Origin of the sequence: Saccharopolyspora sp. NPDC050642 (assembly GCF_040654735.1) — a bacterium.
In the GTDB taxonomy this organism is placed as follows: Bacteria; Actinomycetota; Actinomycetes; order Mycobacteriales; family Pseudonocardiaceae; genus Saccharopolyspora; species Saccharopolyspora elongata.
In genome coordinates this window covers 412837-438519 of record NZ_JBFAIN010000001.1, presented here as the reverse complement: position 1 = coordinate 438519, position 25683 = coordinate 412837, and the positions used below count along the sequence as shown (strand labels likewise).

Below are 25683 nucleotides of genomic sequence, written 5' to 3'. Positions count from 1 at the left end.
TGGCGCGGATGCCCCGTCCTTGAGGGCGGGGAGGAAGCGCGTCAACCCTGCACCTGAGCTGGCCATTAGACGATGGGTCGGGCTTGCTGCTCGATGTACTGACGTACGACGGAGATTGGCGCGCCCCCGACGGATCCGGCGAAGTAGGACCCGGACCAGAGGCGTACTCCGTTCCAGTAGGCGAAGCGTAGGTCTTCGAACTCCTTGCGCAGCAGTCGGGACGAGACGCCTTTGAGGCTGTTGACCAGTTTCGATACCGCGATTTTGGGTGGGAAGTTGACCAGTAAGTGGACGTGGTTGGTCTCGCCATTGAATTCTTCTAGGTCGGTTTCAAAGTCAGCGCAGACGCCGCGCATGATCTCTTCCATGCGGGTCAGGTGGGTGTGGGTGAACACGGGATGCCGGTACTTGATGACGAAAACCAAGTGGGCGTGCATGAGGAATACTACGTGCCGACCAGTGCGGAACCGTTTGTTGATCTCCATAAACCAACCCCTACAATGATCGTTCATGCGAGCGAGCGATGAGACGAGGGATGCCGGGCATGCTCGGTATACCTATCGTCTGCGTCTCTCCCGCGCCGCTGGCCGCGCATTGCGGGCCGAGTGGGATCGGTGCCGTTGGGTGTGGAATTCCTGCGTCGCTTCTTCACGGCAGGCGCATTGCGATGGCGAGAAGTGCGGACCCGCGCACCTGGACAAGCTTCTGACCGGCTGGCGCGGCGAGCATGAGTGGCTAAGGGGCGGTGCGTCGGTGCCGCAGCAGCAGATCATCCGTGATTTCGCGAAATCCCGGGCCAAGGCGTTGAAGGACATCAAGGCGCGTCTGCCGATGCGGCAGCGCGCCGGGATGCCCAGGTTCAAGAAGAAAGCCCTTGCTGCGGTGAGCTTGAACTACACGCTGCGCGGGTTCCGGCTCAAGGATTCTCGCCTGCACCTGGCGGGCGGCATCGTGGCTACTGTGGTGTGGTCCCGAGAACTTCCCGCCGCGCCTTCCTCGGTGCGGGTGTACCGCGATGCGCTGGGCCACTGGTACGCGAGCTTCGTGGTCGAAACCCGCGTCCAGCCGTTCCCGGAAACAGGCCGTGTGATCGGTATCGACTGGGAGTCAAGGAGACCGCCACCACCACATCCGACGACCACGACCTCCCCCACGTCCAACATGGCAAGAACGCGGCGGCGAAACTTGCCCGGTATCAACGCATGATGGCCCGACGCCGCGCACCGCGCGGGAAGGCCCAGACCAAGGGCTACCGCAAGGCACAACGCCAAGCGGCCAAGGCACACAAGAAGATCGCCCGGCAACGCCAGGACACCGCCCGCACGTGGGCTAAGCGCGTGGTAACCGACCATGATGCGATCGCCGTTGAGGACTTTCGCCCGAAGTTCCTGGCCAAAACCACGATGGCTCGCAAAGCCGCCGATGCGGCGATTACGGCCACGAAGAACGAACTGATCATGATGGGCCGCAAGCACGGCCGACGGGTCGTGTTGGTGGACCCGAAGAACACGACCAAAGACTGCGCCAAGTGCGGAGCGAGAACCAAGCACGCCTTGCCGCTGTCCGAATGCACCTACACCTGCACCGCATGCGGCCACGCGTCTCCGAGGGACAAGAACTCGGCGCATGTGATGCTCGTCCGGGCTGGGCTGTACCCGGTTGGTGATGAGAGCGGAAGACCTCCCGGCTCGCAGAGCCGGGAGGCAGCTTGAGCCAGAAATCCCCACCATGCCGTGTCGGGCGCTGAGATCAAGAATCTCCGCCCTTCACGACGGGGAGCAGTCAACGGGTGAGGAGTTCGCGCAGGGCCTTGGTGACCTCCGCCGGGGCTTCTTCGGCCATGAAGTGGCCGCAGGAGACCGGGACGTGGCGGAGATCGGGCGCCCATTCGCGCCAGAGGGCGGCGGCGTCGAAGCCGAGCACGGCGCCCCAGTCCTGCTGCAGGACGGTCACCGGCATCCGCAGCCGGTTCCCCGACCTCCGGTCGGCCTCGTCGTGCTCGACGTCGACGTGAGCCGATGCGCGGTAGTCGGCGACGATCGAGGTGACCGCTTCGCGGGAGGCCGTCAGGTAGGCGGCGCGGACGTCGGCGGGGATGGCGCCGGGGTCCTGGGTCCAGATGTCGAGGAAGTGGCTGAAGAACGCGTCGGCGCTGGCGCTGATCATCTGTTCGGGCAGGCCGGGCGGCTGGGCCATCAGGTAGAGGTGGAAGCCCACTGCGGCCGAGGTGCCGTGCATGACGTTCCACATGTCCAGCGTCGGCAGTACGTCGAGCGAGGCGAGGTGGGTGATCGAGTCGGAGTGGTCGAGGCCGGCGCGGATGGCGACCAGGGCTCCTCGGTCGTGCCCGGCCAGGGCGAAGCGCTCGTGGCCGAAGGCGCGGGCGAGGGCGACGACGTCGGCGGCCATGGTGCGCTTGGAGTAGGCCTGGCCATCGGTGTCGGCGGGCTTGTCGCTGTCGCCGTATCCGCGCAGGTCGGGGCAGATGACGGTGTGGTCGGCGGCGAGATCGGCGGCGACGTGCCGCCACATCAGGTGGGTCTGCGGGAAACCGTGCAGCAGCACGATCGGGCTGCCCGAGCCGCCCACGGCCGCGTTGAGCGTCACGCCGTCGGCGACGGTGACGCGCTGGTAGTCGAATCCGGTGATCGTCGGTGCCATGGTGGGCCTTCCTCGTTTCGCGTTGACCCGTCGAGCCTGCGCGCGGCCGATCAACAACCGGTCAACGGCGGCTCAGCGCCCGGGTTCGCGCGGCGGCTTATACAGTGCGGGGCGTGTCTGTGCAGGTGAGCGCGTCGAGGATGACCTTCGGTGTGCTCGGCCCCCTGGAAGCGGTCGGTGCGAGCGGCCCGGTCGACCTCAAGGGACCGCTGCACCGCGCCGTGCTGGCCCGGCTGCTGATCGCCAGGGGCCGGGTCGTGCCCCTCACCCGGCTCATCGACGACCTGTGGGACGACCCGCCGGAGAGCGCGGTCGGCACCGTCCGGACCGTCGTTTCCAGCTTGCGCCGAGCCCTCGAACCGGACCGGCCGCCCCGATCGCCCGCCCGGCTGCTGGTGACCGCGGCGCCGGGCTATGCGCTGCGCGCGGCATCCGGATCGGTGGACGCCCAGCGGTTCGAGGCGGCGGTGGGCGACTCCGCGTCCATGCTCGCGGCGGGGCGGGCCGATACTGCCCTGTCCACTTTGGACGAGGCATTGGCGCTGTGGCGGGGGCCCGCGTTCGCGGAATTCGACGACCGGGCCTGGGCGCGTCACGAGATCTCGAGGCTCGACGAGCTGCGGCTGCTGGCCGTGGAGCGGCGGGCGCAGGCGGCCTTGGCGCTGGGGCGGGCCGCCGAGGCGGTGCCCGATCTGGAAGGCCAGGTCGCCGAACACCCCTGGCGCGAGACGGCCTGGCAGCTGCTGGCGCTCGCGCTCTACCGCAGCGGGCGGCAGGGCGACGCCCTGGGCGTGCTCCGCGAGGCGCGCAAGGTCCTGGCCACCGAGCTGGGCGTGGACCCCGGCCGGGACCTGCAACGGCTGGAGGCGGACATCCTCAGCCAGGCGCCGCACCTGTCCGCGGCGCCCGTCCCGGCCGAGGCGCCGGCCGGCGCTGACCAGCCGGTCGAGCCGCCGATCGTCGGCCGCGCGGCCGAGCTCGCGCAGCTCGCGGCCGCCGGCGCACGCGGCAGCCTGGGGCTGGCGCTGATCTCCGGCGAGGCCGGGGCGGGCAAGACCGCGCTCGCCGAAGCCCTGACCGACGAGCTGGCGGCCGCCGGCTGGATCACCGCCTGGGGGCGCAGCCCGGAGCAGGACGGCGCACCCGCCGGGTGGCCCTGGACGGAGATCACCACCGCCCTCGCGGCCGCGGGGCATCCGCCGCCCGTGTCACCGGCAGCGGGCGAAGACCCCGCCGCGGCGCGGTTCCGGATGCACCGGGAGGCCGCCTCCTACCTGTCCGCCGTCGCCGAGCGCGCACCCGTGCTGCTGGTCTTCGACGACCTGCACCGGGCCGGCGAGGAAACCCTTTCCCTGCTGGCATTCCTGGCGGCGACGCCCGTCGACCGGCGGGTGCTGGTCGTGGCGACCTACCGCAGCACCGAGATCTCCGCAGCGCTCACCGACGCGCTCGGCCGCTTCGCCCCGGCCGAACCGACCCGGGTCTACCTGGGCGGCCTGGCGGAGTCCGAAGTGGACCAGCTCGCCCGCGCGGTCACCGGCCGGGAACTGGATGCCGCGACCACCCGCGCGATCCACCGGCGCAGCGGCGGCAACCCGTTCTTCGTCCGAGAGCTCACGCGGCTGTTCGACGCGGAGGGGAGCAAGGCGCTCTCCGGGATTCCGGCGGGCGTGCGGGACGTCATCCGCCGTCGCCTGGCCGGGTTGCCGCAGTCGGCGCGCACGGTCCTGCGCCAGGCCGCGGTCGTCGGCCGCGACGTCGACCTCGATCTGCTCGTCCCGCTGGCCGGCGACGAGGACCTGGTGCTCGACGTGGTCGAATCGGCGCTGCTCATGGGATTCGTCGCCGAACCGGGCCCGAACCGGCTGCGGTTCACCCACGAGCTGATCCGCGACACGCTCTACGAGGAAGCGCCGCGCCTGCGCCGGGCCCGCTGGCACGCCGCCATCGCGGAGACTATCGAGCAGCTGCGGCCCGGCGAGGTGGAATCCCTGGCGCACCACTACTTCCACGCCGACGACCGCCGGACCGCGGGCCGGGCCGCCCGCTACGCCAAGGAGGCGGCCGAGGCGGCCGAGCGGCGGTTCGCCCCGCACGAGGCGGCGCGGCTGTGGCGGCAAGCGATCGCGGCCCACGACCGGTCCGGGAGCGGCGATGCGCGCGCCCGGCTCGAACTGATCACGGGCCTGGTGCGGGCCCTCGCCGTCGCGGGCGGGCTCGACGAGGCCCGGCGGCACCGCGCCGAAGCGATCGCCGCGGCCGACGAGCTCGGCGATCCCGAGCTGACGGCGCGGGTGATCGGCGCGTTCGACGTGCCTGCGATCTGGACCCGCAACGATGACGAAGACGTTGCGCGACAAGTCATCGAGGCCACCGAGCGCACCCTGGCGGCCCTGCCGGACGGCCGGGCCGAAGCACGCAGCCGGCTGCTCAGCACACTCGCGCTGGAACTGCGCGGCACGCGGGCGCAACGCGGGCACGAGGCCGCCGTCGAGGCCGAGGCGATCGCCCGCGAGCTGGACGATCCGGCGCTGCTCGCGTTCGCCCTCAACGGCCGGTTCATGCAGTGCTTCCAGCGCGCCGGGCTCGCCCCGGAGCGCGCCCGCATCGGCGCGGAGCTTGTCGAGCTGGCGGAACGCCACGGCTTGGTGACCTTCGAGGTGCTCGGCCGCCTGATCCTGATCCAGGCCCACTGCGCGCTGGCCGAGTTCGCCGCCGCCGACACGCACGCGGCGGCCGCCGACCGGCTGGCTCAGCGCCACGAGATTCCCCTGGTGGGTGTGTTCACCGAGTGGTATGCCGCGCTGCGACTGGCGGTTTCCGGCGAATCGGAGGCGGCGGAGGCCGCTTACCGCGCGGCCGCGATCCGGTTGCGGGGCACCGGGATGCGGGGCGTGGAGCAGGGCGCCCTCCCGCTCGCCCTGCTGGGTCTGCGCTTGCCGGATCTGTCCGAAGTGGACTGGAATGCGGACTGGGGCCCGTACGGGGATTGGGTTCGCCCGCTGGGCCTGCTCGCCGCCGGTCGCCGCGAGCAGGCCCGGGAAGCGGCGCGGGCGCTGCCCGACTCGCCCCGCGATCTGCTCTACGAGGCACGCCTGTGCCTGGAAGCCGTGCTGGCCATCGGCCTCGCGGACCGGCCGATGATGGCGCGGGTCTACGAGCTGCTCCACCCCGCGGCGGGCGAACTCGCCGGTGCGGGCAGCGGCCTGCTCGTGCTCGGCCCCGTCGCGCAGTACCTGGGCGACCTGGCCGCCGCGCTGGACCGGCGCGAAGCGGCCGGGAACCACTACCGGCAAGCGGCGGCCGTCGCGCGGCAAGCCGGGGCGCCGCACTGGATCGCCGCCGCCCGCGCCCGCCTGACCTGAGGAGCCGTTTCCGAGTGGCACGTGTGGGAGGTGGCCGCCTGGAGGGCCGGGCACCGGGCGCCTTCGGGATGAGCCGGGCGTGGCCACCCCGAAACGGCTTCTGAGTCAGGCCAGCGCGGCCGGTGGCGTGTTGGCGCGTCGCCCGGCCTGCACGGCCGCGAAAGCTGCGGCGATGCCGTCGATCCCCGCCGTCATCGCCGCGGCGTCCAGCGAGTAGGGCAGTCGCACGAAGCGCTCGAACGCGCCGCCGATCCCGAACCGCGGCCCGGCCGCCAGGCGCACGCCGAACTCCGGCGCCACGGCCGCCAGCGCCGAGCTCACCGGCTGGGGGAGCCGCGCCCACACCGACAAGCCGCCCGCGGACGGGCCGGTCGTCCAGTCGGGCAGGCGCGCGGCCAGCAGGTCCAGCAGCAGGCCGCGGCGCAGCCGGAGGTCGGCCAGCCGGTCCGGCAGGAGCCGGTCGATCTCGCCCAGCAGCTCGGCGCACGCGAGCTGTTCCACCACCGGAGTGCCGAGGTCGATCCCGGACCGCGCCTGCCCGAGCCGCTGGACGAGATCGGCGTCGGCGCGGATCCACCCGACCCGCAGGCCGCCCCAGAAGGTCTTGGCCGCCGAGCCGATCGAGATGACGCCGTTGTGGTGCGCGGCCAGCGGAACCGGCGGATCGACGTCGAGGGCGAGCTCCGCCATCGTCTCGTCCACCACCACCGGGCAGCCCGGTCGCAGCTCCGCCCGGTCCCGCTCGGGCAGGCAGAGGCCGGTCGGGTTGTGGAAGTCCGGCAGGAGGTAGGCCATCGCGGCGCCGCGGGTGGCCGCGGACAGGCTCTCGACGTCCCACCCGGTGTCGGTGACCGGGACCGGGACGACCCGGCACCCGGTCGCGCGGAAGACCTGCAGCGCATGCGGATAGGTGGGGTGCTCCACGACGACCCGGTCGCGGGGCCGCAGCAGCGTGCGCGCGATCAGCCCGAGGGCGTGCTGGGCGCCGCTGGTGATCAGGACCTGGTCCGGGGTCGTCGTCAGCCCGCGGTCGGTGTACCGCCGGGCGATGGCGGTGCGCAGCTCTGGCAGCCCGAGCTGCGAATAGCCGTGGCGCGGCAGGTGGCGGGGGAGCTGGTCCAGCGCCCGGCGGTACGCCCGGTGCAGGGCCTCGCCGGGAGCGGGCGGGGCCGCGTGGGAGAAGTCGATCAGGTCCCGGCCGGTGGTGTCCGGCTCCGGTCTGCTCCCGCCCGGCGGAACGCGGGTCCGGCTGCGTGAGCGGGCGCGGGCGCTGAGATAGCCCTGCTCGCGCAGCGCGGCGTAGGCCGTGGACACCGTGGTGCGGCTGATCCCGAGCACCGCGGCCAGATCCCGCTCGCCCGGCATCGTGGTGGCCAGCGGCAGCCGGCCGTCGAGGATCAGCAGGCGGACCAGGTCGGAGAGCCGGCGATGCGCGGGCCCCGGGCCCGCGGACCAGTCGCCCAGCAGCCGGGCGAGCGCGTGGCTGCTCGTGTGCATGAGGCCAGAGTCTACGATCTGGCCCTTTCATCCGATGCCAGACGGCGAGCAGGATCGTCGGCGTTGATCCCGAACCGACGTTGAGGAAACCCGTGGCTTCGATCTCGCAACCGAAAAGCCGCCGCCATTCGGTGGCCCGCCGGATGACCGCCGCCGAGCAGCTCCGCGCCGAGAAGAAGGCGTGGCGGTTCCCGCAGCTGGTCGTGGGGCTGATCGGGTACGGCACGTCCCTCACGTTCCTGGTCCAGTCGTCGCTGGGGGCGTCGAGCTGGAGCGTTCTGGCGGAGGGCATCTCGCTGCGCTCGGGGATGACGTTCGGCTGGGCGACGAACCTGACGGCCGTCGCCGTGCTGCTCTGCTGGATCCCGCTCCGGGAGCTGCCGGGGATCGGCACCTTCCTGAACGTCGTCCTGGTCGGAACGTCCGCGGACGTCGCGGCTTCCTTCGTGCCGATGCCCGCTTCGCTGCCGCAGCAGCTCGGCTACTTCGTCCTCGGGCTGCTGATGCTGACCTTCTTCGACGCCGTCTACCTGGGGGCCAGGTTCGGCTCGGGGCCGCGGGACGGGCTGATGACCGGCGCGGTGCGCATCACCGGCAGGCCGATCTGGATGGTCCGCACCGGGATCGAGGTGGTCGTCCTGGCCGCCGGCTGGATACTGGGCGGCACGGTCGGGTTCGGCACGCTGTTGATCGCGTTCTGCATGGGCCCGATGGTGCAGAACTTCCTGCGCTTCACGACCGTTCGCCTCGCCGGCGACCACGAGTGATCACAGTGGGCGGACCCGGTGGCTCAGGTCCGCCCACTGTGGACGTTCCTACTGCTGTGCGAGCGAGTCCGCCGGGGCGTCGATCCGGCGGAGCGAGCGCTCCTTCGTTTCCGGCAGCAGCAGGCCGCAGGCGATGCTCAGCACGCCGTACACCGCGAGCATCACGCCGATGGCGTTGCTGCCGTACGCGGCGACCAGGCCCGCGGCGAGGACGGGCGGCACACCGCCGCCGATGATGGTCGCCACGTTGTAGCTCATGCCCGCCGCGGTGTAGCGGTGCCCGGTGGCGAACAGCTCCGCCAGGTAGGCGGCGGCCGGGCCGAGGACGATCCCGCCCCCGATCATCAGCAGGCACAGGCCGATCCCGACGAGCGCGGTGTTCGCGGTGTCGATGACCGGGAAGGCGATCAGCCCGCAGGCGAAGGTGACCACGTTCCCGACGAGGACCACCCGGCGCCTGCCGAACCGGTCCGATGCGGCCGCACCGGCCGCCGTGGCCGCGGCCAGCACGATCCCGCCGACCACGCCGAGCGCGAGCATGGTCGGACGCGGGATCGCCAGCACCGTGCTGCCGTAGGTGGTGAGGTAGACGGTGCCCATGTAGTTCAGCGCGAACGCCGCGGCCACGGTGCCTCCGGCGAGCAGGATCAGCCGGGTGTCTCGGCCGAACGCGGCGCGCAGCGGCGCGGCGTCCCGGATCCGGCGTTCCCGCTCGGCGTGCAGCTCGCGGAAGACCGGGGTCTCCTCGATCCGCAGCCGCACGTAGAGGCCGATGCCGACCAGCAGGGCGCTGAGCAGGAACGGGATCCGCCAGCCCCAGGCCAGGAACGCGTCCGGGCTCAGCACCAGCTCGACCGCCAGGAAGGTCGCGCTGCTCAGGCCGAAGGCCGTGCCGGGACCGAGCTGCGGGAACATTCCGAAGCGGCCGTGCTTGCCGGGCGGGGCGTACTCCACCGCCAGCAGGGCCGCGCCGCCCCATTCGCCGCCCACCGCGACGCCCTGCATGAACCGCAGGACCATGAGGATGATCGGCGCGGCGATCCCCAGCGTCGCCGAGCCCGGCAGCGCGCCGATGGCCACGGTCGACAGCCCCATCAGCAGCAGCGTGTAGACCAGGGTCCGCTTGCGCCCCAACCGGTCTCCGAGGTGGCCGAACAGCGCGGAGCCCAGCGGGCGGGCGACGAACGCCACCGCGACCGAGGCGAGCGAGGCGATCGTGCCCGCCGCGGTGCCGAGCGCGGGGAAGAAGACCTTGGGGAACACCAGCGCGGCCGCGGTGCCGTAGATGAAGAAGTCGTAGAACTCGATCGTCGTGCCGGCGAAGGAAGCGAGCGCGATCCGGCGCGTCGGTAACGCGGCTTCGCCGTCGTGGGTGGTCATCGGCAGTCCTCACGTGTCGGGATGGCAACGGGGCCGGAGCAAGATCATCGCCGGTCGCCCCGGAGGGCCTCAAGCCGGAGTGCGTCAGCGCACCCGCTCGGGACCCTGCCGGGCCATCCTGCACCAGAGGTGCGACAGGCGACGCCGTGGCCGCCTGGGGTGCCGGGAGCTGAATTCGCGCGAAATCGGCATTTCACGTGGGGGAGGGTGGCGATTTCGCCAGGCGAATCCGGTTTTGCCTGGAATCGGGGGATTCCGGCCGGCGGAAGTCAAGGGTCGATCACGAGAACTCCGGCTGGGCTAGGGAGTTCCGGTGTCGCCGGGGCTTGTTCGGCGGGGTGCCGTCAGGACGGCGTCCAGGGAGAACGCTCCCGCGCCGACGATCAGCAGGAACACCGAGCCGAACAGCTGGGCCCACTCCACCCGTGACTCGTGCATGTAGCTCCAGAAGCCCTGGTGGGTGAGGATGGTGGCCTTCGTCAGGATCTGCGCGCCCAGCATGTCGACGATCATCGGGATGGCCGCCAGGCGGGTCAGCAGGCCGACGATGAGCAGCGCGCCGCACACGATCTCGAACACGCCGTCGAGGTAGGCGAAGAACTCCGGCGCGGGTAGCGGGGTCTTGGCGAAACGACCGGGCCCCAGCTCGCCGGGGAACAGGAACTTCTGCACCCCTTCGGTCAGGAAGATCCAGCCCACCACGAACCGGATCAGCACGACGGCCTTCGGTGCGGTGGTGCCCAGCAACCGCATCCGCAACGTCGCGGTCGCCGGTGTCGTCGACGTCATGCGGACAGTGTCGCGCGGTCGGACTTCGCCTGCGAGATCGACCTTTCCGGCCAGGTCGGGTTCGCACGTGGCCATCCACTGTGGTCAGCGGGGGACCACCGCGACCGGGCACGGCGCGTGGTGCAGGACGCCCCTCGCCACCGAACCCAGCCGCAGCGCGGTGAAGCCTCCGCGCCCGCGCTGGCCGACCACCAGCAGCTGCGCGTGCTGGGCGGCGTCGCACAGGGCCGTCACCGGCGGGACGTTCGAGACGATCCGGCGCACGGCGACCTCCGGGTAGGCGTCGCTCCAGGCCGACACCTGTTCGGCGAGGCGCAGTTCGGCCTGGGTGAACAGCTTGTCGCGGTCCGGGCCGTCGTGGGGGCCGGAGGTGAAGTAGCTGTTCGGCAGCGCCTGCACGGCGACCAGTTCGCTGCTCCGCCGGTTGGCGGAGTCGAAGGCGTAGTGCAGGGCGGTCCGGCTGCCCGGCGAGTCGTCGACCCCGACGACGACCGGGCCGGACTTCGCCGGGCCCACACCGCGCACCACGACGACCGGCGACGTGGCGTGCGCGGCCACGGCAGCGCTGATCGAACCGAGCAGCGCGCCCCGGAGAGCGCCGTGCCCGTGGGAACCCACTACCAGCAGCCGGGCGGATTCCGACCGGTGCACCAGCTCCGCGGCGGGATGGCCGTAGGCGACCTCGTCGACGATGTCCAGCTCGCCGGCGGCGTGCCGGCAGCGGGCGTCGATGTCGTGGACCAGCTCCTTGGCGTAGGGCTCCCGCGCCGGATCGTCGCTGACCAGCACGAGCCGCAGCGGAACCGACAACCGAACGGCTTCCGCGGCCGCCCAGAGCGCCGCCCGCGCCGATGCGCCGGAGCCGTCCACTCCGACCACGACGGACTGTTCTTCTCGCGCCATGCTCTGCGCCCCCACGAGGTTCCTGCGCGACGGTGTCAAGCAGGACGGGCGTGGCGCTAGGGCCGATCGGCCTTACCGGCGCGTACGGGAGCGCGCGCCCCTGGTGACCATCTCCTCTGGCCGGGGCGGTGCGGCAGGCGCAACCGTCGATCCGGGAGGCGACCGCGGCGATGACGGGTCTGTGCACCGATCTCTACGAGATCAGGATGGCGGCCGGCTATCTGCGCCGGGGCATGACGTTGCCCGCGACGTTCAGCCTGTTCGTGCGGGAACTGCCGCGCGAGCGCGGATTCCTGGTCGCGGCGGGGCTCGCCGATTGCCTGGACTTCCTGGAACGGCTGCACTTCGACGCCGAAGACCTGGCCTACCTCGGCGACGTCGTGCACCTGCCGGAAGGCGATCTGGCCGCGCTGGCGGAACTGCGCTTCACCGGCGACGTGCTGGCCGTTCCCGAGGGCCGGGTGGTCTTCGCCGGTGAACCGCTCCTGGAGGTCACGGCGCCGCTGCCGCAGGCGCAGCTGGTGGAGACGGCGCTGCTGAACTTCGCGACGTTCCAGACGGCGGTCGCGGCCAAGGCCGCCCGCTGCCGGATCGCCGCGCCGCACGCGGACCTGGTCGACTTCGCCGCCCGCCGCACCCACGGGCTGGAGGCGGCCCGGGCGGTCGCTCGTGCCTCGGCCATCGCCGGGTTCGCGGGCACCAGCTACGTCGCCGCCGCACGCGAGTTCGGGCTGTGGGCCGCCGGGACGATGGCGCACTCCTACGTCGAGGCGTTCCCCGACGAGCGCACCGCGTTCCGCGCGTTCGCCGCCGATTTCCCCGATGCCGTGGTGTTCCTGGTCGACACCTACGACACCCTGCACGGCGTGCGCGCGGCGATCGACGTCGCCCGGGAGCTGCCCGCCGGCAGCCGCATCGGGATCCGCCTGGACTCCGGCGACCTCGGCGAGCTGGCGGTGCAGGCGCGGCGGCTGCTGGACGACGCGGGCTTCCCGGGCGCCCGGATCATGGCCAGCGGCGGGCTCGACGAACACGCGCTCGCCGAACTCGCCGCCGCACCGATCGACATGTTCGGCGTGGGCACCAGGATGGGCGTTTCCGCCGACGCGCCGTCCCTGGACAGCGCGTACAAGCTGGTCGAATACGGCGGGAAGCCGGTGATGAAGCTGTCCGTGGGCAAGCTGACCGCGCCCGGCGCGAAACAGGTCCACCGCGGCGAGCCCGGACAGCCCGACCTGCTCGCACTGCGCGCCGAGGACCCGCCGCCGGGCCGTGAACCGCTCCTGGAGCCCGCCATGCGCGGCGGCGTGCGGGTGGATCAGCCGGAGCCGGTCCAGGCGGCGCGGCGCCGGTTCGAGCAGGATCTGCGGTGGTTGCCCGAACCGGCCCGGCGGCTCATCGGTCCGGAGCCGGTCGAGGTGCACGCGACGCCGATGCTGCTGCGGTCCGCCGAATCCGTCCGGCACCACCTGGAACAGGCGTTGTGAGCACTCAGCGCGGCCGGCCGGGATACCACCAGTTCGGCGGCGGGGCCTGCCGGTTCGCTTCGCGTTCCACCAGCGCGGGCAGGATGACGTGGACGCCGCGCGCCGCGACGGCGCGGTCGATGTCCGACGGCGCGACGATGCCCACCAGCCGGCCGTCGTCGAAGATCAGGACGTGCCCGTCGGTGGCCTCCGACAGCCGGGGCAAGACCGCTGCCAGCGGCTCGTCCGGTGCCGCGGTGGGCACGCGGGCCATCGGGCAGGCGGCGTCGCGCAGCGTGGCGGGTGGCTGACCGCAGGCGGTCAGCGAGCGGATCCGGCGGAGGGAGACCAGTCCGTCGACCCCGCCGTCCTCGCGCACCACGGGGAAACTGGCGTGCGCGGGGCGGCGGTCCAGGAACTCGCCAGTCGTCGAACGGCCGTCGACGGTCTCGACCGGATGCGACATCACGTCCCGCATCAGCACCCCGGACAGCGCCATCCCCGCGCGGGCCTGGCGCTCCTCGGCGAACGCGATGCTCGCGATGAAGAGCCCCAGCAGGATCCACCACATCCCCTCCGGGCCCTGGAGGATCGACTGCGCGAATCCGGCGGCGACCAGCAGGCCACCGAGCCCGAGCCCGGCGCGGGCCGACCACGCGGCCGCCTCGAACCGGTCGCCGCGCCACCGCCACAGCGCGGCACGCAGCACGCGGCCGCCGTCCAGCGGAGCGGCCGGAACGAGGTTGAACACCGCCAGCACGAGGTTCAGCACCGCCAGGTAGGTCAGCACGCCCACGACGAGGCCGCTCGCACCCACCCGGGCCGCGCCCCAGGCCAGCACCCCGAAGACCACGCCCGCCACGGCGCTGGTGACGGGCCCGACGATCGATATGCGCAGGTCGGCGCCGGGACTGCGCGCCTCGTCCCGCAACTGGGCGATCCCGCCCAGCAGCCACAGCGTGATGCCCTCGACCGCGACACCGTTGCGGCGGGCCACGATCGCGTGCGCGAGTTCGTGCGCCAGCAGCGAACCGACCAGGAGGACCGCGGCGGCCAGCCCGGCCAGCGCGTAGCCGACGGCGGAGTGCCCGGGGAACGCCAGCGGCAGCTGGTAGCCCGCCAGCCCGATGGCGACCAGCACGACGATGCCGAGCACGCTCCAGTGCAGCCCGATCCGCACCCCAGCCACTCGCCCCACTGGGACCGTTCCGCGCATGACCGCACCTCTGCCGGATTGAGCCTCACCCCCAGTGTGCCTCCCCGTTCCCAGGATCACGCCGGGCCGCGATCAGCAGGACGCCGGCGGCGGCCATCGCGGGAACGGAGGTTGTCTCCCTGATCACGTGTTCGACGAAGTCCTCACGCCTTCGGGGTGTGATCGCTAGCCTGTCCGGTCATGGCTCGCACCCGCGTGTACCGCAACGGCGTCCTCGACGCCGAAGACTTCCCCGTAGCCGACGTTTCCGACCACCTCGCCGACGCCGCCGCGACGGTGTGGCTGGACTTCTGCGCACCCACGGCCGAGGACCTGGCCGCCATCAGCGAAGAGCTCGGGCTGCACGAACTGGCGGTGGAGGGTGCGATCCACACCCAGGAGCGGGCCAAGCTGGAGTGCTTCCGCACCCACTCGCTGCTCACCGCCTACGCGGTGCGGATGAACCCGCAGACCGGGCACCTGCGCACCTCGGAGTTGGCGGCCTTCATCACCGACCGCGCGCTGGTCACGGTCCGCAAGGACGAGAACTTCGACATCGACGCCGTCGTGCACCGCTGGGACACCGCGCCGGAGGGGTTGGCCAAGAGCGGAGTCGGTTTCCTGCTGCACGGGCTGCTGGACTACATCGTCGATGGCCACTTCGAGGCCGCGCAGGTGCTGGACGACCAGATCGAAGAGTTGGAAGATCTGGTGTTCGACGACAAACCGGACCACGCCATCCTGCAACGGCGCTCGCTGCACCTGCGCAAGAGCCTGGTGCGGATGCGGCGCGCGGTCGTGCCGATGCGGGAGGTGCTGAACACGGTCGCGCGGCCGGACATGCGGCTGGTCGACGAGACCATGGCACCGTACTTCCACGACGTCCAAGACCACGTGCTGCGGGCCTCGGAGTGGACCGAGTCGCTGCGGGATCTGATCACGACGGTGCGGGAAACCCAGCTCAACCTGCAGGGCCACCGGCTGAACATGATCATGAAGAAGGTCACCGGCTGGGCCGCGATCATCGCCGTGCCCACGGCGATCACCGGTTTCTACGGGCAGAACGTGCCGTACCCGGGTGCCCAGCAGCCGTGGGGTTTCTGGGTGTCGGCGTCGGCGACCGTGGTGCTGTGCATCGCGATCTACACCCTGTTCAAGAAGCGGGACTGGCTTTAGCGCAAGGCGAACCGACGCGGTCCGCCGTCGCTCACCTCGATCCGCTGTCCCTTGTGGATGGCACCGATGATTCCGGGGTCGTGATCGCGGCACGGGCCTGTCCCGGATCGGTGGAGCGAAGTTCCACTGAGAGATCGACGTAGTTGATAACTTCAGTATTGAATGAAATTTATCCTTCGGCTACGACCGGCCTTTCGCGGATGCGACCGAGTCCCGGCGCAGCAAGGCCCCGGTCGCCGTGGGCGGCCGGGGCCTGCGGCTCCTGTGCGGGGCCGTCAGTTCTTCGGGTCGTCGCGCTGCTTGTCGTCGACCTGCTGCGGGCTGGGCTTGCCGGAGTCCAGCTTGTCCTGGTCGCGCTCGGTTGCGGCCTTCTCGTCGTCCTTCAGGCCGCGCGCTTCGGCTTTGAGCACGCGGGCGGACTGGCCGAGCGAGCGGGCCATCTGCGGCAGCTTCGCCGATCCGAACAGCAGCAGGACCGCGGCGAGCACGATCAGCCAGTGCCAGGCACTGAGCGAACCCATGGGCGTACTTCCATTCGCTGTCGTGGACACCTGGGCCCCGCGACGCCGCCGTCGTCCCGTGCGGGAGTCCGTGGCGTGCCGGCTCCCGTGGGACCAGGTGACCCGTCGTTTCCCAACGGCTCGGAGTATACGCGGACCTGGCGGCTCCCCGGCCGAGCGCCCGATTCCTGACCAGGCCGAATCCACTTCGGCGCGACCGCGTCGAACACGTGGCGGCGGCCTGGAATCCAGGTGAGCGCCCGGCATCGTCTTGTCTACTGTGGATGATCATCCTGCGGGTTCGCGCGGGCGCCGGTGAACGTCGACTTCGGACCGGGATCCGCCGCCGCGGCACCGGGTAGCCTGGCGTGGGCGGCAGGCGTGGAGGAGGTCCAGGTGGCGTTCGGTGGCGGTCCCGCATCTCGTCGAGACTCGGAGCCACTGGCCCGGCGAACGCCGCACCCGGCGGAGCGCACAATGCCGATCCTGTCCGTGACGTCCGAAGTGCCCGGGCGAGGACGCGGCCGGTGGCGAGCGGGCGCCCGCACCGCCATCGCGTTCGTCTCCGCCGTGGCGTTCATCGCCACCGGTTTCGCCTGGGCCACCTTCGGTCGGTTGCAGGGGAGCCTGTCGACCAGCGACGTCACCTCCGGCGCCGGACCGGACGGGGCGATCGACGTCCTCCTGGTGGGGCTGGACGGCCGCACCGATGCGCAGGGCAACCCGCTGCCGGAGGAGGTCCTGCGCGAACTGCGGACCGGCGACAGCGGCTCCAGCCTGACCGACACGCTGATCCTGCTGCACATCCCGGAGGACCGGTCCCGCGCGGTGGCCTACTCGCTGCCCCGCGACTCGTACGTGTCGATCCCCGACGGCTTCGGCCGGCACAAGATCAATTCGGCGTACGGCAGGGGCAAGGCCCAGGCCCGGAAGGAGCTGCAGGGCCAGGGCGTGACCGATCCGGCGGAGCTGGAGCGGCGGTCCAACGACGCGGGCCGCAAGCTGCTGGTGCGCACCGTCGAGCAGCTGACCGGGATGAGCATCGACCACTACGCCGAGGTCAACCTGCTCGGCTTCTACCAGCTCACCGAGGCGATCGGCGGGGTGGAGGTGTGCCTGAACGCGGCCGTCGACGACCCGTACTCCGGCGCGCGACTCCCGGCCGGGCGGCAGACCATCTCCGGCGGGGACGCGCTGGCCTTCGTCCGGCAGCGGCACGGCCTGCCGCGCAGCGACTTCGACCGGGTCCAGCGGCAGCAGGCGTTCATGGCCGGCCTCGCCCGGCAGGTGCTGTCCGCCGGGACGCTGGCCAACCCGGCCAAACTGGCCGACATGTTCGACTCGGTCCAGCGGTCGGTGGTCATCGACCGGGGCTGGGACCTGCTGGCCTTCGCGCAGCAGATGCAGGGCCTGGCCGGGGGCGACATCACCTTCGACACCATCCCGGTCGAGGACCCCGAGTACGACACCCCGGGCGACGGGCAGGCCGTCAAGGTCGACCCCCGCAAGGTGCAGCTGACCATCCAGCGGCTCAACGCGGGCCTGCCCGCCGAGCCGCCCCGCCCGAAGAGCCTGGACACCAGCGTCGTCGACGTGCTCAACGGCTCGGGCGTCGGCGGGCTGGCCTCCCGCGTCCAGGACGAGCTGGACTCCGAGGAGATCCCGGTCGGCGACATCGGCAACACCGCCGCGGCGGCGGCCTCCCGGGTGCTCTACACCCCGGGCAACGACGAGGCAGCCCGGTTCGTGGCCGAGCACCTGGGCGGGCTTCCCGTGCAAGCCGATCCGGAGCTGCGCGGCGGGCGGATCCAGGTGCTGCTGGGCGCCGACTACGAGGGGCCGGGGGCGCAACAGCTCGGCCCGGCCCCGGTCCTGCGGCTGGACGGCACCGCGCGCCAAGCGCCCGCGACGCCGGGTGGCGACGCCATCACCGCAGGTGGCGTACCTTGCGTGAACTGATCCGGCGCGGGCGTACGGTGGCCGGAACGACGCTCCCGCGGAGAAGGTCAGCATGAGCCTGGAACACCTCGCCGTCCTGCTCGTCGCAGGCCTGTTCATCCTGGGCCCGGAGCGGCTGCCCCAGGCTGTGGATTGGTGGGCGCGAACCATGCGGCAGGTCCGCGGATACGCCGCGGACGCGCAGGCGCAGCTCCGCTCGGAATTGGGCGACGACTACCGCGGCATCCAGGAACCGCTGGAGCAGCTGCGCGAACCCCTGCGGCAGCTCAACGACCTGCGCAACCTCGACCCGCGGCGCGCGGTCGCGAACTACCTGCTCGACGACGCCGGCCCGAAGACCGCGTCTGCCGCGATTTCCGCGCCGCAGCAACGCTTTCCGCGCCCCGGCGAGACTCCGCCCTTCGACGTCGAGGCCACCTGAGAGCCGGTACCTCCGGGGCGGTGACAGAACTTCCACAACTTCCGATAGGTGCTAAAGCGAGACGCCGCGTGGTGCCGTGCGGCACCATCACCCACCACCCGGTCCGGGAGACCGGTGTCACAGTGAGGTGATGATGCGGAAGTTGAAAGTGGTCCTGGCGGTGCTGGGCGCGGCGCTGCTGGTGTTGCTGGTGCCGCCCCTGGTCAGTTCGGGGGGCGATGCCCCGGGCTCGCAGATCCGCGGCCTGCGGGTCATGGTGCCCAACACGCCGGGTGGCGGTTACGACATCACGGCGCGCACCGCGGTGAAGGCGATCGAGGACACCGGGCTGAACGGGCCGACCGAGGTGTTCAACCTGCCCGGCGCGGGCGGCACGGTCGGGCTGGGCAGGCTGGTCAACGAGTCGGGCAACGGCGCGATGGTGATGTCGATGGGCCTGGGCGTGGTGGGCTCGGTCTACACCAACCACTCGCCGGTGTCGCTGCAGAACACCACGCCGATCGCGAAGCTCACCGAGGAATCCGACGTCATCGTGGTGGCCAAGGACTCCCCGTACCAGAACATCGCCCAGCTGATCGCGGCCTGGAAGGCCGACCCCGGCGCGGTTCCGGTCGGCGGCGGCTCGTCGCCCGGCGGCCCGGACCACCTGGCGCCGATGCTGACCGCGAAGGCCATCGGCCTGTCCGCGAAGCAGGTCAACTACGTGCCGTTCGACGGTGGCGGCGAGCTGATGGCCTCCGTGCTCGGCAGCAAGGTCGCCTTCGGCGTCTCCGGGATCGGCGAGACGCGCGACCAGATCGCCGCCGGTGAGCTGCGGGCGCTGGCGGTGACCAGCCCGGAGCGGGTGCCCGGCATCGACGCGCCGACCCTGCGGGAGTCCGGTGTGGACGTCAGCTTCACCAACTGGCGGGGCATCGTCGCGCCCCCGGGCATCACCGAGCAGGAGCGCGAGAAGCTGATCTCGCTGTTCACCAAGCTGCACGCCAGCGAGCAGTGGCAGCAGGCCATGAAGCTCAACGGGTGGTCCGACGCCTTCCAGACCGGCGATGACTTCGGCGCGTTCCTGGCGTCCGAGAACGACCGCGTCGCGTCGGTGCTGAAGGAGTTGGGGGCGGCATGAGTTCCACTGTGGACAAGACGGAGTCGCCGGCGGAGCCGGTGCGCGAGAGCTGGTGGCGCGCGCACTCCGAGCTCGGCATCTGCGTGCTGCTGCTCGCGGTCGGCGCGCTCGTGCTCGTCGACGCGGCCCTGATCCCGACCGATTTCGCGCAGCGCGGCCCGGTCGGGCCGAAGGCGGTGCCGGTCGTGGTCGGCTCGCTGCTGGTGCTGGTGTCGTTGCTGCTGGCGCGGGACGTCCTGCGCGGCGGCCGCGGCGAGGCCGAGGCCGGCGAGGACGTCGACCTCGACGCGCCGACCGACTGGCGCACGCTGTTGTTGCTGTCCGGGTTCTTCCTGCTCAACGCGGCGCTGATCAACATCATCGGGTTCCCGGCCTCGGCCGCGATCATGTTCTGGGGTGCGGCCTACGCGCTGGGCAGCCGCAACCTGGTGCGGGACCCGCTCATCGCGGCCGCCATCTCGGTGCTGACGTGGCTGGCGTTCAACGAACTGCTCGGCGTTCCGCTGCCCGGTGGCCCGCTGATGGGGGTGCTGTAACCGATGGACCTGACGAACCTCCTGGGCGGTTTCGCCACCGCCCTGACCCCGCAGCACCTGCTGTTCGCCGCGATCGGAGTGGTGCTGGGCACCGCCGTCGGCGTGCTGCCGGGCATCGGCCCGGCGATGGCGGTGGCCCTGCTGCTGCCGGTGACCTACACGTTGGATCCCACCGGCGCGTTCATCATGTTCGCCGGCATCTACTTCGGCGGCATGTTCGGCGGATCGACCACGTCGATCCTGCTCAACACCCCCGGCGAGAGCGCCGCGGTGGTGGTGGCCATCGAAGGCAACAAGATGGCCAAGAACGGCCGGGGCGCGCAAGCGCTGGCCGCGGCGGCCGTCGGGCACTTCGTCGGCGGCCTGGTCGGCCTCATCCTGCTGGTGCTGCTGGCACCGGTCATCGCGGGCTACGCGGTCGACATCGGCGCGCCGGACTACTTCGCGTTCATGGTGCTGGCGTTCGTGGCGACCTCGACGGTGCTGGGCAGCTCGCGGATCCGCGGCTTCGCCTCGCTGCTGATCGGGCTGACCATCGGGCTGGTCGGGCTCGACCAGATGAGCGGGCAGGCCCGGATGACGTTCGGTTCGCTGCAGCTGGTCGACGGCATCGACGTGGTGCTCGTCGCGGTCGGCCTCTTCGCGGTCGGCGAGTCGCTGTGGGTCGCCGCGCACCTGCGCCACACCCAGGAGAAGCCGATCCCGGTCGGCCGGCCGTGGATGTCCCGGCAGGACCTCGGGCGGGCGTGGAAGCCCTGGCTGCGCGGCCCGCTGATCGGTTTCCCGTTCGGCGCGATCCCGGTCGGGGGCGCCGAGGTGCCGACCTTCCTGTCCTACACCGTCGAGCGGCAGCTGGGCCGCCGCAAGGGAACGTGGGGCAGCAAGGGCGCGATCGAGGGCGTCGCCGGGCCGGAGGCCACCTCGACGTCCAGCGCGGCGGGCACCATGGTCACGATGCTCACCCTCGGCCTGCCGACCACCTCGGTGGCCGCGGTGATGCTGGCGGCGTTCCAGCAGTACGGCATCCAGCCCGGTCCGCTGCTGTTCCAGCGCGAATCGGACCTGGTGTGGGCGCTGATCGCGAGCATGTTCGTCGGCCTGGCGCTGCTGCTGGTGGTCAACCTGCCGCTGGCGCCGGTGTGGGCGAAGCTGCTGCAGATCCCGCGGCCGTACCTGTACGCGGGCATCCTGTTCTTCGCCAGCGTCGGTGCGTACGCGATCGGCGGCGAGGCGATGGATCTGGTGCTGCTGTTCATCATCGGGGCGATCGGCTTCGCGATGCGCCGCTTCGGCCTGCCGGTGCTGCCGGCGATCATCGGCGTGATCCTGGGCCCGACCGCGGAGCTGCAGATGCGCCGAGCGCTGCAGATCAGCGACGGTGACCTGACGGGCCTGGTGAACTCGCCGCTGGCGATCGTGGTCTACGTGATCATCGCGATCCTGCTCACGTACCCGCTGTGGGGTCGCCTCGTCCGCCGCACGCCGAAACCGGCGGAGCCGGCGGACCGGGTCGACGCCTGACCCACCCGGACGAAGGGCGTCTTCGGGCACATCCGCCCGAAGACGCCCTTCGCGCATTTTCAGGACACGGGCGGGCGAACCCCGCGAAGGCCGGTCGCTGTCCGTCGGTGGGTGATGCGGGGGTGGATGTGCGGTTGGCGTTGATTGTCCGCTCTTGGGGTGATTTTCCCGGTGTGGTGCGCCTTTTCGGTTGCCGGGGTGGGCCGGATATCTTGTTCCGTGGCCGCTTCGCGGCCGGTTGGTGCGGAGGTCCCGGGAGGGCGCAGTGCGGTTCAACGACGATGCGGAGCTGGACGCCTCGCAGGTCGAGGACGTCGGTGGTTCCGGCGGCGGGATCGGCGGTGGCACCATCGCCGTCGGCGGCGGGGGACTGGCGCTCGTGGGGATCGTGCTCTACTTCCTGCTCGGCAACTTCACCGGCGGCGGTGGCCAGGTGCAGTTGCCGCTGAGCCTCGACCAGCTGCCCGCCGGCCAGCAGGCGGACGACCAGCGCCTGGCGCAGGAATGCCGGACCGGCGTGGACGCCAACAGGCGCGACGAGTGCGCGCTGGTCGCGTCGATCAACTCCATCCAGGGCTACTGGGGCGAGCAGTTCCAGCGCTCGGGCCGGAAGTACCAGGCCGCGCCGACGAAGTTCTTCCGCGGCGCGGTGAACACCGCCTGCGGCGGCGCCACCTCCGACGTCGGCCCGTTCTACTGCCCGGCCGACGCGGACGTCTACATCGACCTGGACTTCTTCAAGGAGCTCCAGACGCGGTTCGGCGCCCAGGGCGGGCGTTTCGTGGAGGCCTACGTGCTGGCCCACGAGTACGGCCACCACGTGCAGAACCTGCTCGGCACCAACTCGAAGGTCGATGCCCGGCAGACCGGGCCGACCTCGGGCGCGGTGCGCCTGGAGCTGCAGGCCGACTGCTACGCCGGGGTGTGGGCCAACCACGCCACGACGGTGCCCACGCGCTCCGGGAAACCGCTGATCCAGGAGATCTCCGCGGACGACGTCCGCCGCGCCCTGGACGCCGCCGAACGCATCGGCGACGACTTCATCCAGGCGCGCCTCGGCGGCGGCCGGGTCGACGAGAGCAAGTTCACCCACGGCAGTTCGGCGCAGCGCGAGAAGTGGTTCACCACCGGCTTGCGGACGGGGGACCCGAACGCCTGCAACACCTTCGACCCGAAGGTGAACCTGGGCTGATCGACGCCGACCCGCTCCGCGCGACGGCCTCGGTGCTCCGCAATTTCCATTGAGGTTTTTTCCAGCCTCGTTTTGCGTGGCGGTGCGGGTGGCGGAACCTCAGAGGCTCCCTGGTCTGTGGGTGCCCCTCCTGATGTATGTCCAATACACGGCGGAGGGGCCGTCCTCGCCAAGGGAACCCCGGAGGGGTGGGCACCGTGAACCCGCGGCGGTGCGAGTGTCGTGGGTGGGTTATGCGCCTGCGGCGCATGCGGCACCCCATCGACGTGCAGCTTTGCGACTCGCGGCTGCGGGTCGACCAGGATGAAAAACGCTCACTGAAACTGGATCCGCAGTTTCAATTGAAACTGCGGACGGATGCACTCCGGCGCCGCGTTCGGGTGGGGGCTCAGCTCCGGGGCTTGCCGAAGATCAGCCGGTAGCCGACGAGCAGGATCAGTGCTCCCAGCACCGCCAGGCCCCAGGTGCGCAGGTCGAAGAACGTGCCGAGCTCGACGTGGAAGAGGGTCTTGCCGACCCAGCCGCCCACGAAGGCGCCCGCGACGCCGAGCAGGATCGTGACGATGCAGCCGCCCGGGTCCCGGCCCGGCATGAGCGCCTTGGCGATACCGCCCGCGATCAGTCCCAGCACGATCCAGCTGATGATGCCCATCGGGGTCCTCCCTGACGTTTCGTTCTACGGCGGGCGCAGCATTCCAGATCGCCGGATCGGGGTCCGCCCCCGATCGGCCCGTCGTGATGTTGATCTCAGGAATCCGCGTGATCCACTGTGGACTCGATGCCGTGTCCCGCCGAAAGTCGCGTTGTCGCGGTGTCCGATCGGCTACGGTGCGTGTGGATCACTTGGTTCGACAGCGATGGAGAGCACGCCGTGCCGGGCAGACCGTGGGACAACGGTGGACCGCAGACCGCCGCCGAGCGGCGCTTCGACGAGCTGCTCAGGCCCAGCAGGGCGTCGGCGCAGCCCGCCGACGAGCCCGCCCCGGGCGAGGGCAACGGCCAGGTCGCGCCCGCGGAGCGGGTGATCCGCGGCGAGTACTTCACCCGGCGGCTGATCGACTCCCTGGAGGAGGGCGGCTGGCGGCTGTTCAACCGGCGCGGCGCCCAGCCGCTGGTGATCGCGGTCGAGAACGCGCTGCTCACCGGCCGGGTCGATCTGCGCAACGCCGACCTGCCGTACCTGCTGGAGTTCGTCGGCTGCCGGTTCGAGACGGCCCCGGACCTGCGGCAGGCCCGGCTGGCCGGGCTGGTGATGTGGAACTGCCGGTTCCCCGGGATCAACGCGCGCAACCTCTCGGTCAGCAACGACACCGTGCTCCGCCGGTGCCGGAGCGTCGGCGTCGTGGACCTGGCCGACGCCGATCTCGGCGGCTCGCTGCTGCTCAACGACAGCGAGCTGCGCAATCCCGGGCGGCGCGCGATCTACGGCGACCGGCTCAAGGTGTCCGGCGCGCTGCTGGGCATCCGCCTGCAGGTCGCGGGCGAGATCCGCATCCCCGGCGCGCAGGTGGGCGGGAACCTGACGCTCTCCGGCGGAACCCTGCGCAACCGCGGCCGGAACGCGCTCAACGCCACCGGCATCCAGATCGGCGGCTCGCTGCGGTTCGACGTCGACCGGAACACCGACCGGGCGTTCACCGCGGCCGGCCGGCTCATGCTGCCGAGCGCGCGCATCGCCGGTGACCTGCGGCTCCGGAACGCGCAGCTCGAACCGGGCGTTCAGCCGCCGCGCCGCGGCGACTCCCAGCACGACGACCCGGCCGCCACCCTGGTCGCCGACCGCGCCGACATCCGCGGTGACATCCAGCTCGACCAGAACTTCCGCAGCGGCGGAACCCTCCGGCTGGTCAGCGCCACCGTCGGCGGCAACCTGCGGATGGCGGGCGCGCAGATCGATCTGCGCTGGCTGCGCCCGCCCGCCGCCTCGGTGGAGCAGCCGCTTCGCGCGGCGCACCTCGACGGCATGCAGATCTTCGGCAACCTCGACGCCCGCAACGTCGTCGTGCGAGGCCAGTTCCGGATGACCGACGTCACGGTCAACGGCAGCATCCAGTTCAACAACGCGAAGCTGGTGGGGCCGCGAACCGACGTCCTGCGGGCCAGCCGGGCGGTGGTGGGCAGCAACCTGGAATGCCGCGAGGCCGAGATCATCGGGTCGCTGCAGTTGCAGGGCGTGCGGGTCGGCGCGAACGTCGACCTGCGGTCGGCGCGGCTGACCAAGCCCGCCTGGCACCAGCACCGCAAGGGCTACAAGGCGTCGCTGGACCTGCGCGCGGCCCGGATCGAACGCGACCTGGTGTGCGCCGAGGGCTCGCGCACGTTCCGCGCGGAGGGCGCGGTGGAGCTGCGCTGGGCCACGATCGGCCGGCACCTCAACTTCTGGGGCTGCGAGCTCGGCGACGGCTTCTCCCCGGCGGCGCTCAACGCCTTCGGCGTGGTGGCGCAGGAGTTGACGCTGCTCCCGCACAGCGCGCCGCAGGGGCGGATCACGTTGCGGCAGGCGCAGTGCGAGCTGCTCGCTGACAACGCCGTGCTCTGGTCGGCCAGGGGAGGGCTCGACTTCGAGGACTTCGGCTACGAGAACTTCTCCGAGTCCTTCGAACTCACGGACCAGGACCGGGTGCAGGAGCGGCTGGGCTGGCTGCGGGCCGCCTCCGGCGGCGCCTACCAGCCGGGCCCGTACGACCAGCTCGCCAACGTGTTCCGGGCCAACGGCCTGGAAGAGCACGCCGTCACGGCGCTCATCGAGAAGCAGCGCCACCGCTACGCGGCAACCAGCGCCACCACCCGGCCCGGGCTGCGGTGGACGGTGCGGTTGTGGAGCCTGCTGCAGCGGATCACCGTCGGCTACGGCTACCGCCCGCTGCGGGCGCTGGCCTGGATGCTGCTGTTCGCGACCGCCGGCACGGCCTGGTTCGCCGTCCACCCGCTGATCCCGGTCAACGAGCAGGACCATCCGGTGTGGAACCCGCTGCTGTACACATTGGACCAAATGCTGCCGGTGGTGACCCTCGGCCAGGACGACATGTGGCAGGCCCGCGGCGCTTCGCAGTGGGTGACCGTCGTCCTCGTGGCCGTCGGCTGGACGCTGGCGACGACCGTCGCGGCGGGCATCAGCAGGGGCCTGCACCGGGAACGCTGACCGGCGGACCGGACGACGGCCGCCGGAGGAGCAGGAAACCGGAGGAAAGCCAGTGAAACGATATCGGGTTGGCCGCCGCATCGCGGCGATCGG

At 71.5% G+C, this 25683-nt stretch carries 22 protein-coding genes; 13 read left to right on the top strand and 9 right to left on the bottom strand.

Annotation, left to right across the window (positions count from 1 at the left end):
- Positions 1-65: 65 nt before the first annotated feature.
- The gene (gene tnpA, locus AB0H93_RS02025; RefSeq protein ID WP_358565926.1) at positions 66-485 is read right to left on the bottom strand and encodes an IS200/IS605 family transposase; all 420 of its coding nucleotides are present in this window, start codon (positions 483-485) and stop codon (positions 66-68) included.
- 25 nt (positions 486-510) lie between these two features.
- Between tnpA and AB0H93_RS02020 the strand changes: the two genes are divergently transcribed.
- Both AB0H93_RS02020 and AB0H93_RS02015 read left to right on the top strand, forming a co-directional pair.
- Positions 511-1206: a transposase gene (locus AB0H93_RS02020; protein ID WP_358566906.1), complete on the top strand. Its 696-nt coding sequence runs from the start codon at positions 511-513 to the stop codon at positions 1204-1206.
- Positions 1101-1712 (top strand): transposase, encoded by a 612-nt coding sequence (locus AB0H93_RS02015; RefSeq protein WP_358566880.1) that lies wholly within the window; start codon positions 1101-1103, stop codon positions 1710-1712. The genes AB0H93_RS02020 and AB0H93_RS02015 overlap by 106 nt, the downstream gene beginning before the upstream one ends.
- Before the next feature lie 70 nt (positions 1713-1782).
- Here AB0H93_RS02015 and AB0H93_RS02010 read toward each other — a convergent pair whose 3' ends face one another.
- Positions 1783-2661 (bottom strand): alpha/beta hydrolase, encoded by an 879-nt coding sequence (locus AB0H93_RS02010; RefSeq protein ID WP_358565923.1) that lies wholly within the window; start codon positions 2659-2661, stop codon positions 1783-1785.
- Positions 2662-2774: 113 nt separating this feature from the next.
- On the opposite strand from AB0H93_RS02010, the gene AB0H93_RS02005 reads away from it, so the two are divergent.
- Positions 2775-6026 (top strand): BTAD domain-containing putative transcriptional regulator, encoded by a 3252-nt coding sequence (locus AB0H93_RS02005; RefSeq protein ID WP_358565920.1) that lies wholly within the window; start codon positions 2775-2777, stop codon positions 6024-6026.
- 105 nt (positions 6027-6131) lie between these two features.
- On the opposite strand, the gene AB0H93_RS02000 is transcribed toward AB0H93_RS02005, so the two are convergent.
- A complete protein-coding gene (locus AB0H93_RS02000; protein WP_358565917.1) occupies positions 6132-7523 on the bottom strand; it encodes a PLP-dependent aminotransferase family protein in 1392 nt (463 codons plus the stop codon).
- Between the two features lie 92 nt (positions 7524-7615).
- On the opposite strand from AB0H93_RS02000, the gene AB0H93_RS01995 reads away from it, so the two are divergent.
- Positions 7616-8290, top strand: a complete 675-nt coding sequence (locus AB0H93_RS01995; protein ID WP_358565914.1) for a hypothetical protein — start codon at positions 7616-7618, stop codon at positions 8288-8290.
- A gap of 48 nt (positions 8291-8338) precedes the next feature.
- Here the strand turns inward: AB0H93_RS01995 and AB0H93_RS01990 are convergent, their stop codons facing one another.
- The 3 genes from AB0H93_RS01990 to AB0H93_RS01980 form a co-directional block, all read right to left on the bottom strand.
- The gene (locus AB0H93_RS01990; RefSeq protein WP_358565911.1) at positions 8339-9670 is read right to left on the bottom strand and encodes an MFS transporter; all 1332 of its coding nucleotides are present in this window, start codon (positions 9668-9670) and stop codon (positions 8339-8341) included.
- A gap of 300 nt (positions 9671-9970) precedes the next feature.
- Positions 9971-10459, bottom strand: coding sequence for a DoxX family protein (locus tag AB0H93_RS01985; protein ID WP_358565908.1), 489 nt, complete (start codon positions 10457-10459; stop codon positions 9971-9973).
- An 84-nt stretch (positions 10460-10543) separates the two neighbouring features.
- The gene (locus AB0H93_RS01980; RefSeq protein WP_358565905.1) at positions 10544-11362 is read right to left on the bottom strand and encodes a universal stress protein; all 819 of its coding nucleotides are present in this window, start codon (positions 11360-11362) and stop codon (positions 10544-10546) included.
- Between the two features lie 128 nt (positions 11363-11490).
- Here AB0H93_RS01980 and AB0H93_RS01975 point away from each other — a divergent pair, with 128 nt between their 5' ends.
- Entirely contained in the window at positions 11491-12849 is a 1359-nt protein-coding gene (locus tag AB0H93_RS01975; RefSeq protein WP_358565902.1) for a nicotinate phosphoribosyltransferase, read from the top strand.
- A gap of 4 nt (positions 12850-12853) precedes the next feature.
- Here the strand turns inward: AB0H93_RS01975 and AB0H93_RS01970 are convergent, their stop codons facing one another.
- The gene (locus tag AB0H93_RS01970; RefSeq protein WP_358565899.1) at positions 12854-14044 is read right to left on the bottom strand and encodes a site-2 protease family protein; all 1191 of its coding nucleotides are present in this window, start codon (positions 14042-14044) and stop codon (positions 12854-12856) included.
- Positions 14045-14224: 180 nt separating this feature from the next.
- Between AB0H93_RS01970 and AB0H93_RS01965 the strand changes: the two genes are divergently transcribed.
- The gene (locus AB0H93_RS01965; RefSeq protein ID WP_358565896.1) at positions 14225-15199 is read left to right on the top strand and encodes a magnesium transporter CorA family protein; all 975 of its coding nucleotides are present in this window, start codon (positions 14225-14227) and stop codon (positions 15197-15199) included.
- 275 nt (positions 15200-15474) lie between these two features.
- Here the strand turns inward: AB0H93_RS01965 and tatA are convergent, their stop codons facing one another.
- Positions 15475-15720 carry a Sec-independent protein translocase subunit TatA gene (gene tatA, locus AB0H93_RS01960; RefSeq protein ID WP_358565893.1) on the bottom strand — a complete coding sequence of 82 codons (246 nt, stop codon included), beginning with the start codon at positions 15718-15720 and terminating at the stop codon, positions 15475-15477.
- A gap of 456 nt (positions 15721-16176) precedes the next feature.
- Here tatA and AB0H93_RS01955 point away from each other — a divergent pair, with 456 nt between their 5' ends.
- The 6 genes from AB0H93_RS01955 to AB0H93_RS01930 all read left to right on the top strand — a co-directional run bounded on the left by AB0H93_RS01955 (position 16177) and on the right by AB0H93_RS01930 (position 22448).
- A complete protein-coding gene (locus AB0H93_RS01955) occupies positions 16177-17658 on the top strand; it encodes an LCP family protein (protein ID WP_358565890.1) in 1482 nt (493 codons plus the stop codon).
- Between the two features lie 52 nt (positions 17659-17710).
- Positions 17711-18079 (top strand): Sec-independent protein translocase TatB, encoded by a 369-nt coding sequence (locus AB0H93_RS01950; RefSeq protein ID WP_358565886.1) that lies wholly within the window; start codon positions 17711-17713, stop codon positions 18077-18079.
- Between the two features lie 133 nt (positions 18080-18212).
- Positions 18213-19199: a tripartite tricarboxylate transporter substrate binding protein gene (locus AB0H93_RS01945; RefSeq protein ID WP_358566878.1), complete on the top strand. Its 987-nt coding sequence runs from the start codon at positions 18213-18215 to the stop codon at positions 19197-19199.
- Entirely contained in the window at positions 19196-19735 is a 540-nt protein-coding gene (locus AB0H93_RS01940) for a tripartite tricarboxylate transporter TctB family protein (RefSeq protein WP_358565883.1), read from the top strand. The genes AB0H93_RS01945 and AB0H93_RS01940 overlap by 4 nt, the downstream gene beginning before the upstream one ends.
- Positions 19736-19738: 3 nt before the next feature.
- Positions 19739-21256 carry a tripartite tricarboxylate transporter permease gene (locus tag AB0H93_RS01935; protein WP_358565880.1) on the top strand — a complete coding sequence of 506 codons (1518 nt, stop codon included), beginning with the start codon at positions 19739-19741 and terminating at the stop codon, positions 21254-21256.
- A gap of 265 nt (positions 21257-21521) precedes the next feature.
- A complete protein-coding gene (locus tag AB0H93_RS01930) occupies positions 21522-22448 on the top strand; it encodes a neutral zinc metallopeptidase (protein WP_358565877.1) in 927 nt (308 codons plus the stop codon).
- Positions 22449-22836: 388 nt separating this feature from the next.
- Here AB0H93_RS01930 and AB0H93_RS01925 read toward each other — a convergent pair whose 3' ends face one another.
- Positions 22837-23100: a GlsB/YeaQ/YmgE family stress response membrane protein gene (locus tag AB0H93_RS01925; RefSeq protein ID WP_132485082.1), complete on the bottom strand. Its 264-nt coding sequence runs from the start codon at positions 23098-23100 to the stop codon at positions 22837-22839.
- 219 nt (positions 23101-23319) lie between these two features.
- On the opposite strand from AB0H93_RS01925, the gene AB0H93_RS01920 reads away from it, so the two are divergent.
- The gene (locus AB0H93_RS01920) at positions 23320-25590 is read left to right on the top strand and encodes an oxidoreductase (RefSeq protein WP_358565874.1); all 2271 of its coding nucleotides are present in this window, start codon (positions 23320-23322) and stop codon (positions 25588-25590) included.
- The last annotated feature ends 93 nt before the right edge of the window (positions 25591-25683 follow it).

Excerpts from the sequence above, each read along its gene's own strand:
- AB0H93_RS01940 (WP_358565883.1), top strand. The coding sequence starts at position 19,196 with ATGAGTTCCACTGTGGACAAGACGGAGTCGCCGGCGGAGCCGGTGCGC.
- AB0H93_RS01955 (WP_358565890.1), top strand. The coding sequence starts at position 16,177 with ATGCCGATCCTGTCCGTGACGTCCGAAGTGCCCGGGCGAGGACGCGGC.
- AB0H93_RS01985 (WP_358565908.1), bottom strand. The coding sequence starts at position 10,459 with ATGACGTCGACGACACCGGCGACCGCGACGTTGCGGATGCGGTTGCTG.
- AB0H93_RS01950 (WP_358565886.1), top strand. The coding sequence starts at position 17,711 with ATGAGCCTGGAACACCTCGCCGTCCTGCTCGTCGCAGGCCTGTTCATC.
- AB0H93_RS01990 (WP_358565911.1), bottom strand. The coding sequence starts at position 9,670 with ATGACCACCCACGACGGCGAAGCCGCGTTACCGACGCGCCGGATCGCG.
- AB0H93_RS02010 (WP_358565923.1), bottom strand. The coding sequence starts at position 2,661 with ATGGCACCGACGATCACCGGATTCGACTACCAGCGCGTCACCGTCGCC.
- AB0H93_RS02000 (WP_358565917.1), bottom strand. The coding sequence starts at position 7,523 with ATGCACACGAGCAGCCACGCGCTCGCCCGGCTGCTGGGCGACTGGTCC.
- tnpA (WP_358565926.1), bottom strand. The coding sequence starts at position 485 with ATGGAGATCAACAAACGGTTCCGCACTGGTCGGCACGTAGTATTCCTC.
- AB0H93_RS01945 (WP_358566878.1), top strand. The coding sequence starts at position 18,213 with ATGCGGAAGTTGAAAGTGGTCCTGGCGGTGCTGGGCGCGGCGCTGCTG.
- AB0H93_RS01935 (WP_358565880.1), top strand. The coding sequence starts at position 19,739 with ATGGACCTGACGAACCTCCTGGGCGGTTTCGCCACCGCCCTGACCCCG.
- tatA (WP_358565893.1), bottom strand. The coding sequence starts at position 15,720 with ATGGGTTCGCTCAGTGCCTGGCACTGGCTGATCGTGCTCGCCGCGGTC.
- AB0H93_RS01965 (WP_358565896.1), top strand. The coding sequence starts at position 14,225 with ATGGCTCGCACCCGCGTGTACCGCAACGGCGTCCTCGACGCCGAAGAC.
- AB0H93_RS02020 (WP_358566906.1), top strand. The coding sequence starts at position 511 with ATGCGAGCGAGCGATGAGACGAGGGATGCCGGGCATGCTCGGTATACC.
- AB0H93_RS01970 (WP_358565899.1), bottom strand. The coding sequence starts at position 14,044 with ATGCGCGGAACGGTCCCAGTGGGGCGAGTGGCTGGGGTGCGGATCGGG.
- AB0H93_RS01925 (WP_132485082.1), bottom strand. The coding sequence starts at position 23,100 with ATGGGCATCATCAGCTGGATCGTGCTGGGACTGATCGCGGGCGGTATC.
- AB0H93_RS01980 (WP_358565905.1), bottom strand. The coding sequence starts at position 11,362 with ATGGCGCGAGAAGAACAGTCCGTCGTGGTCGGAGTGGACGGCTCCGGC.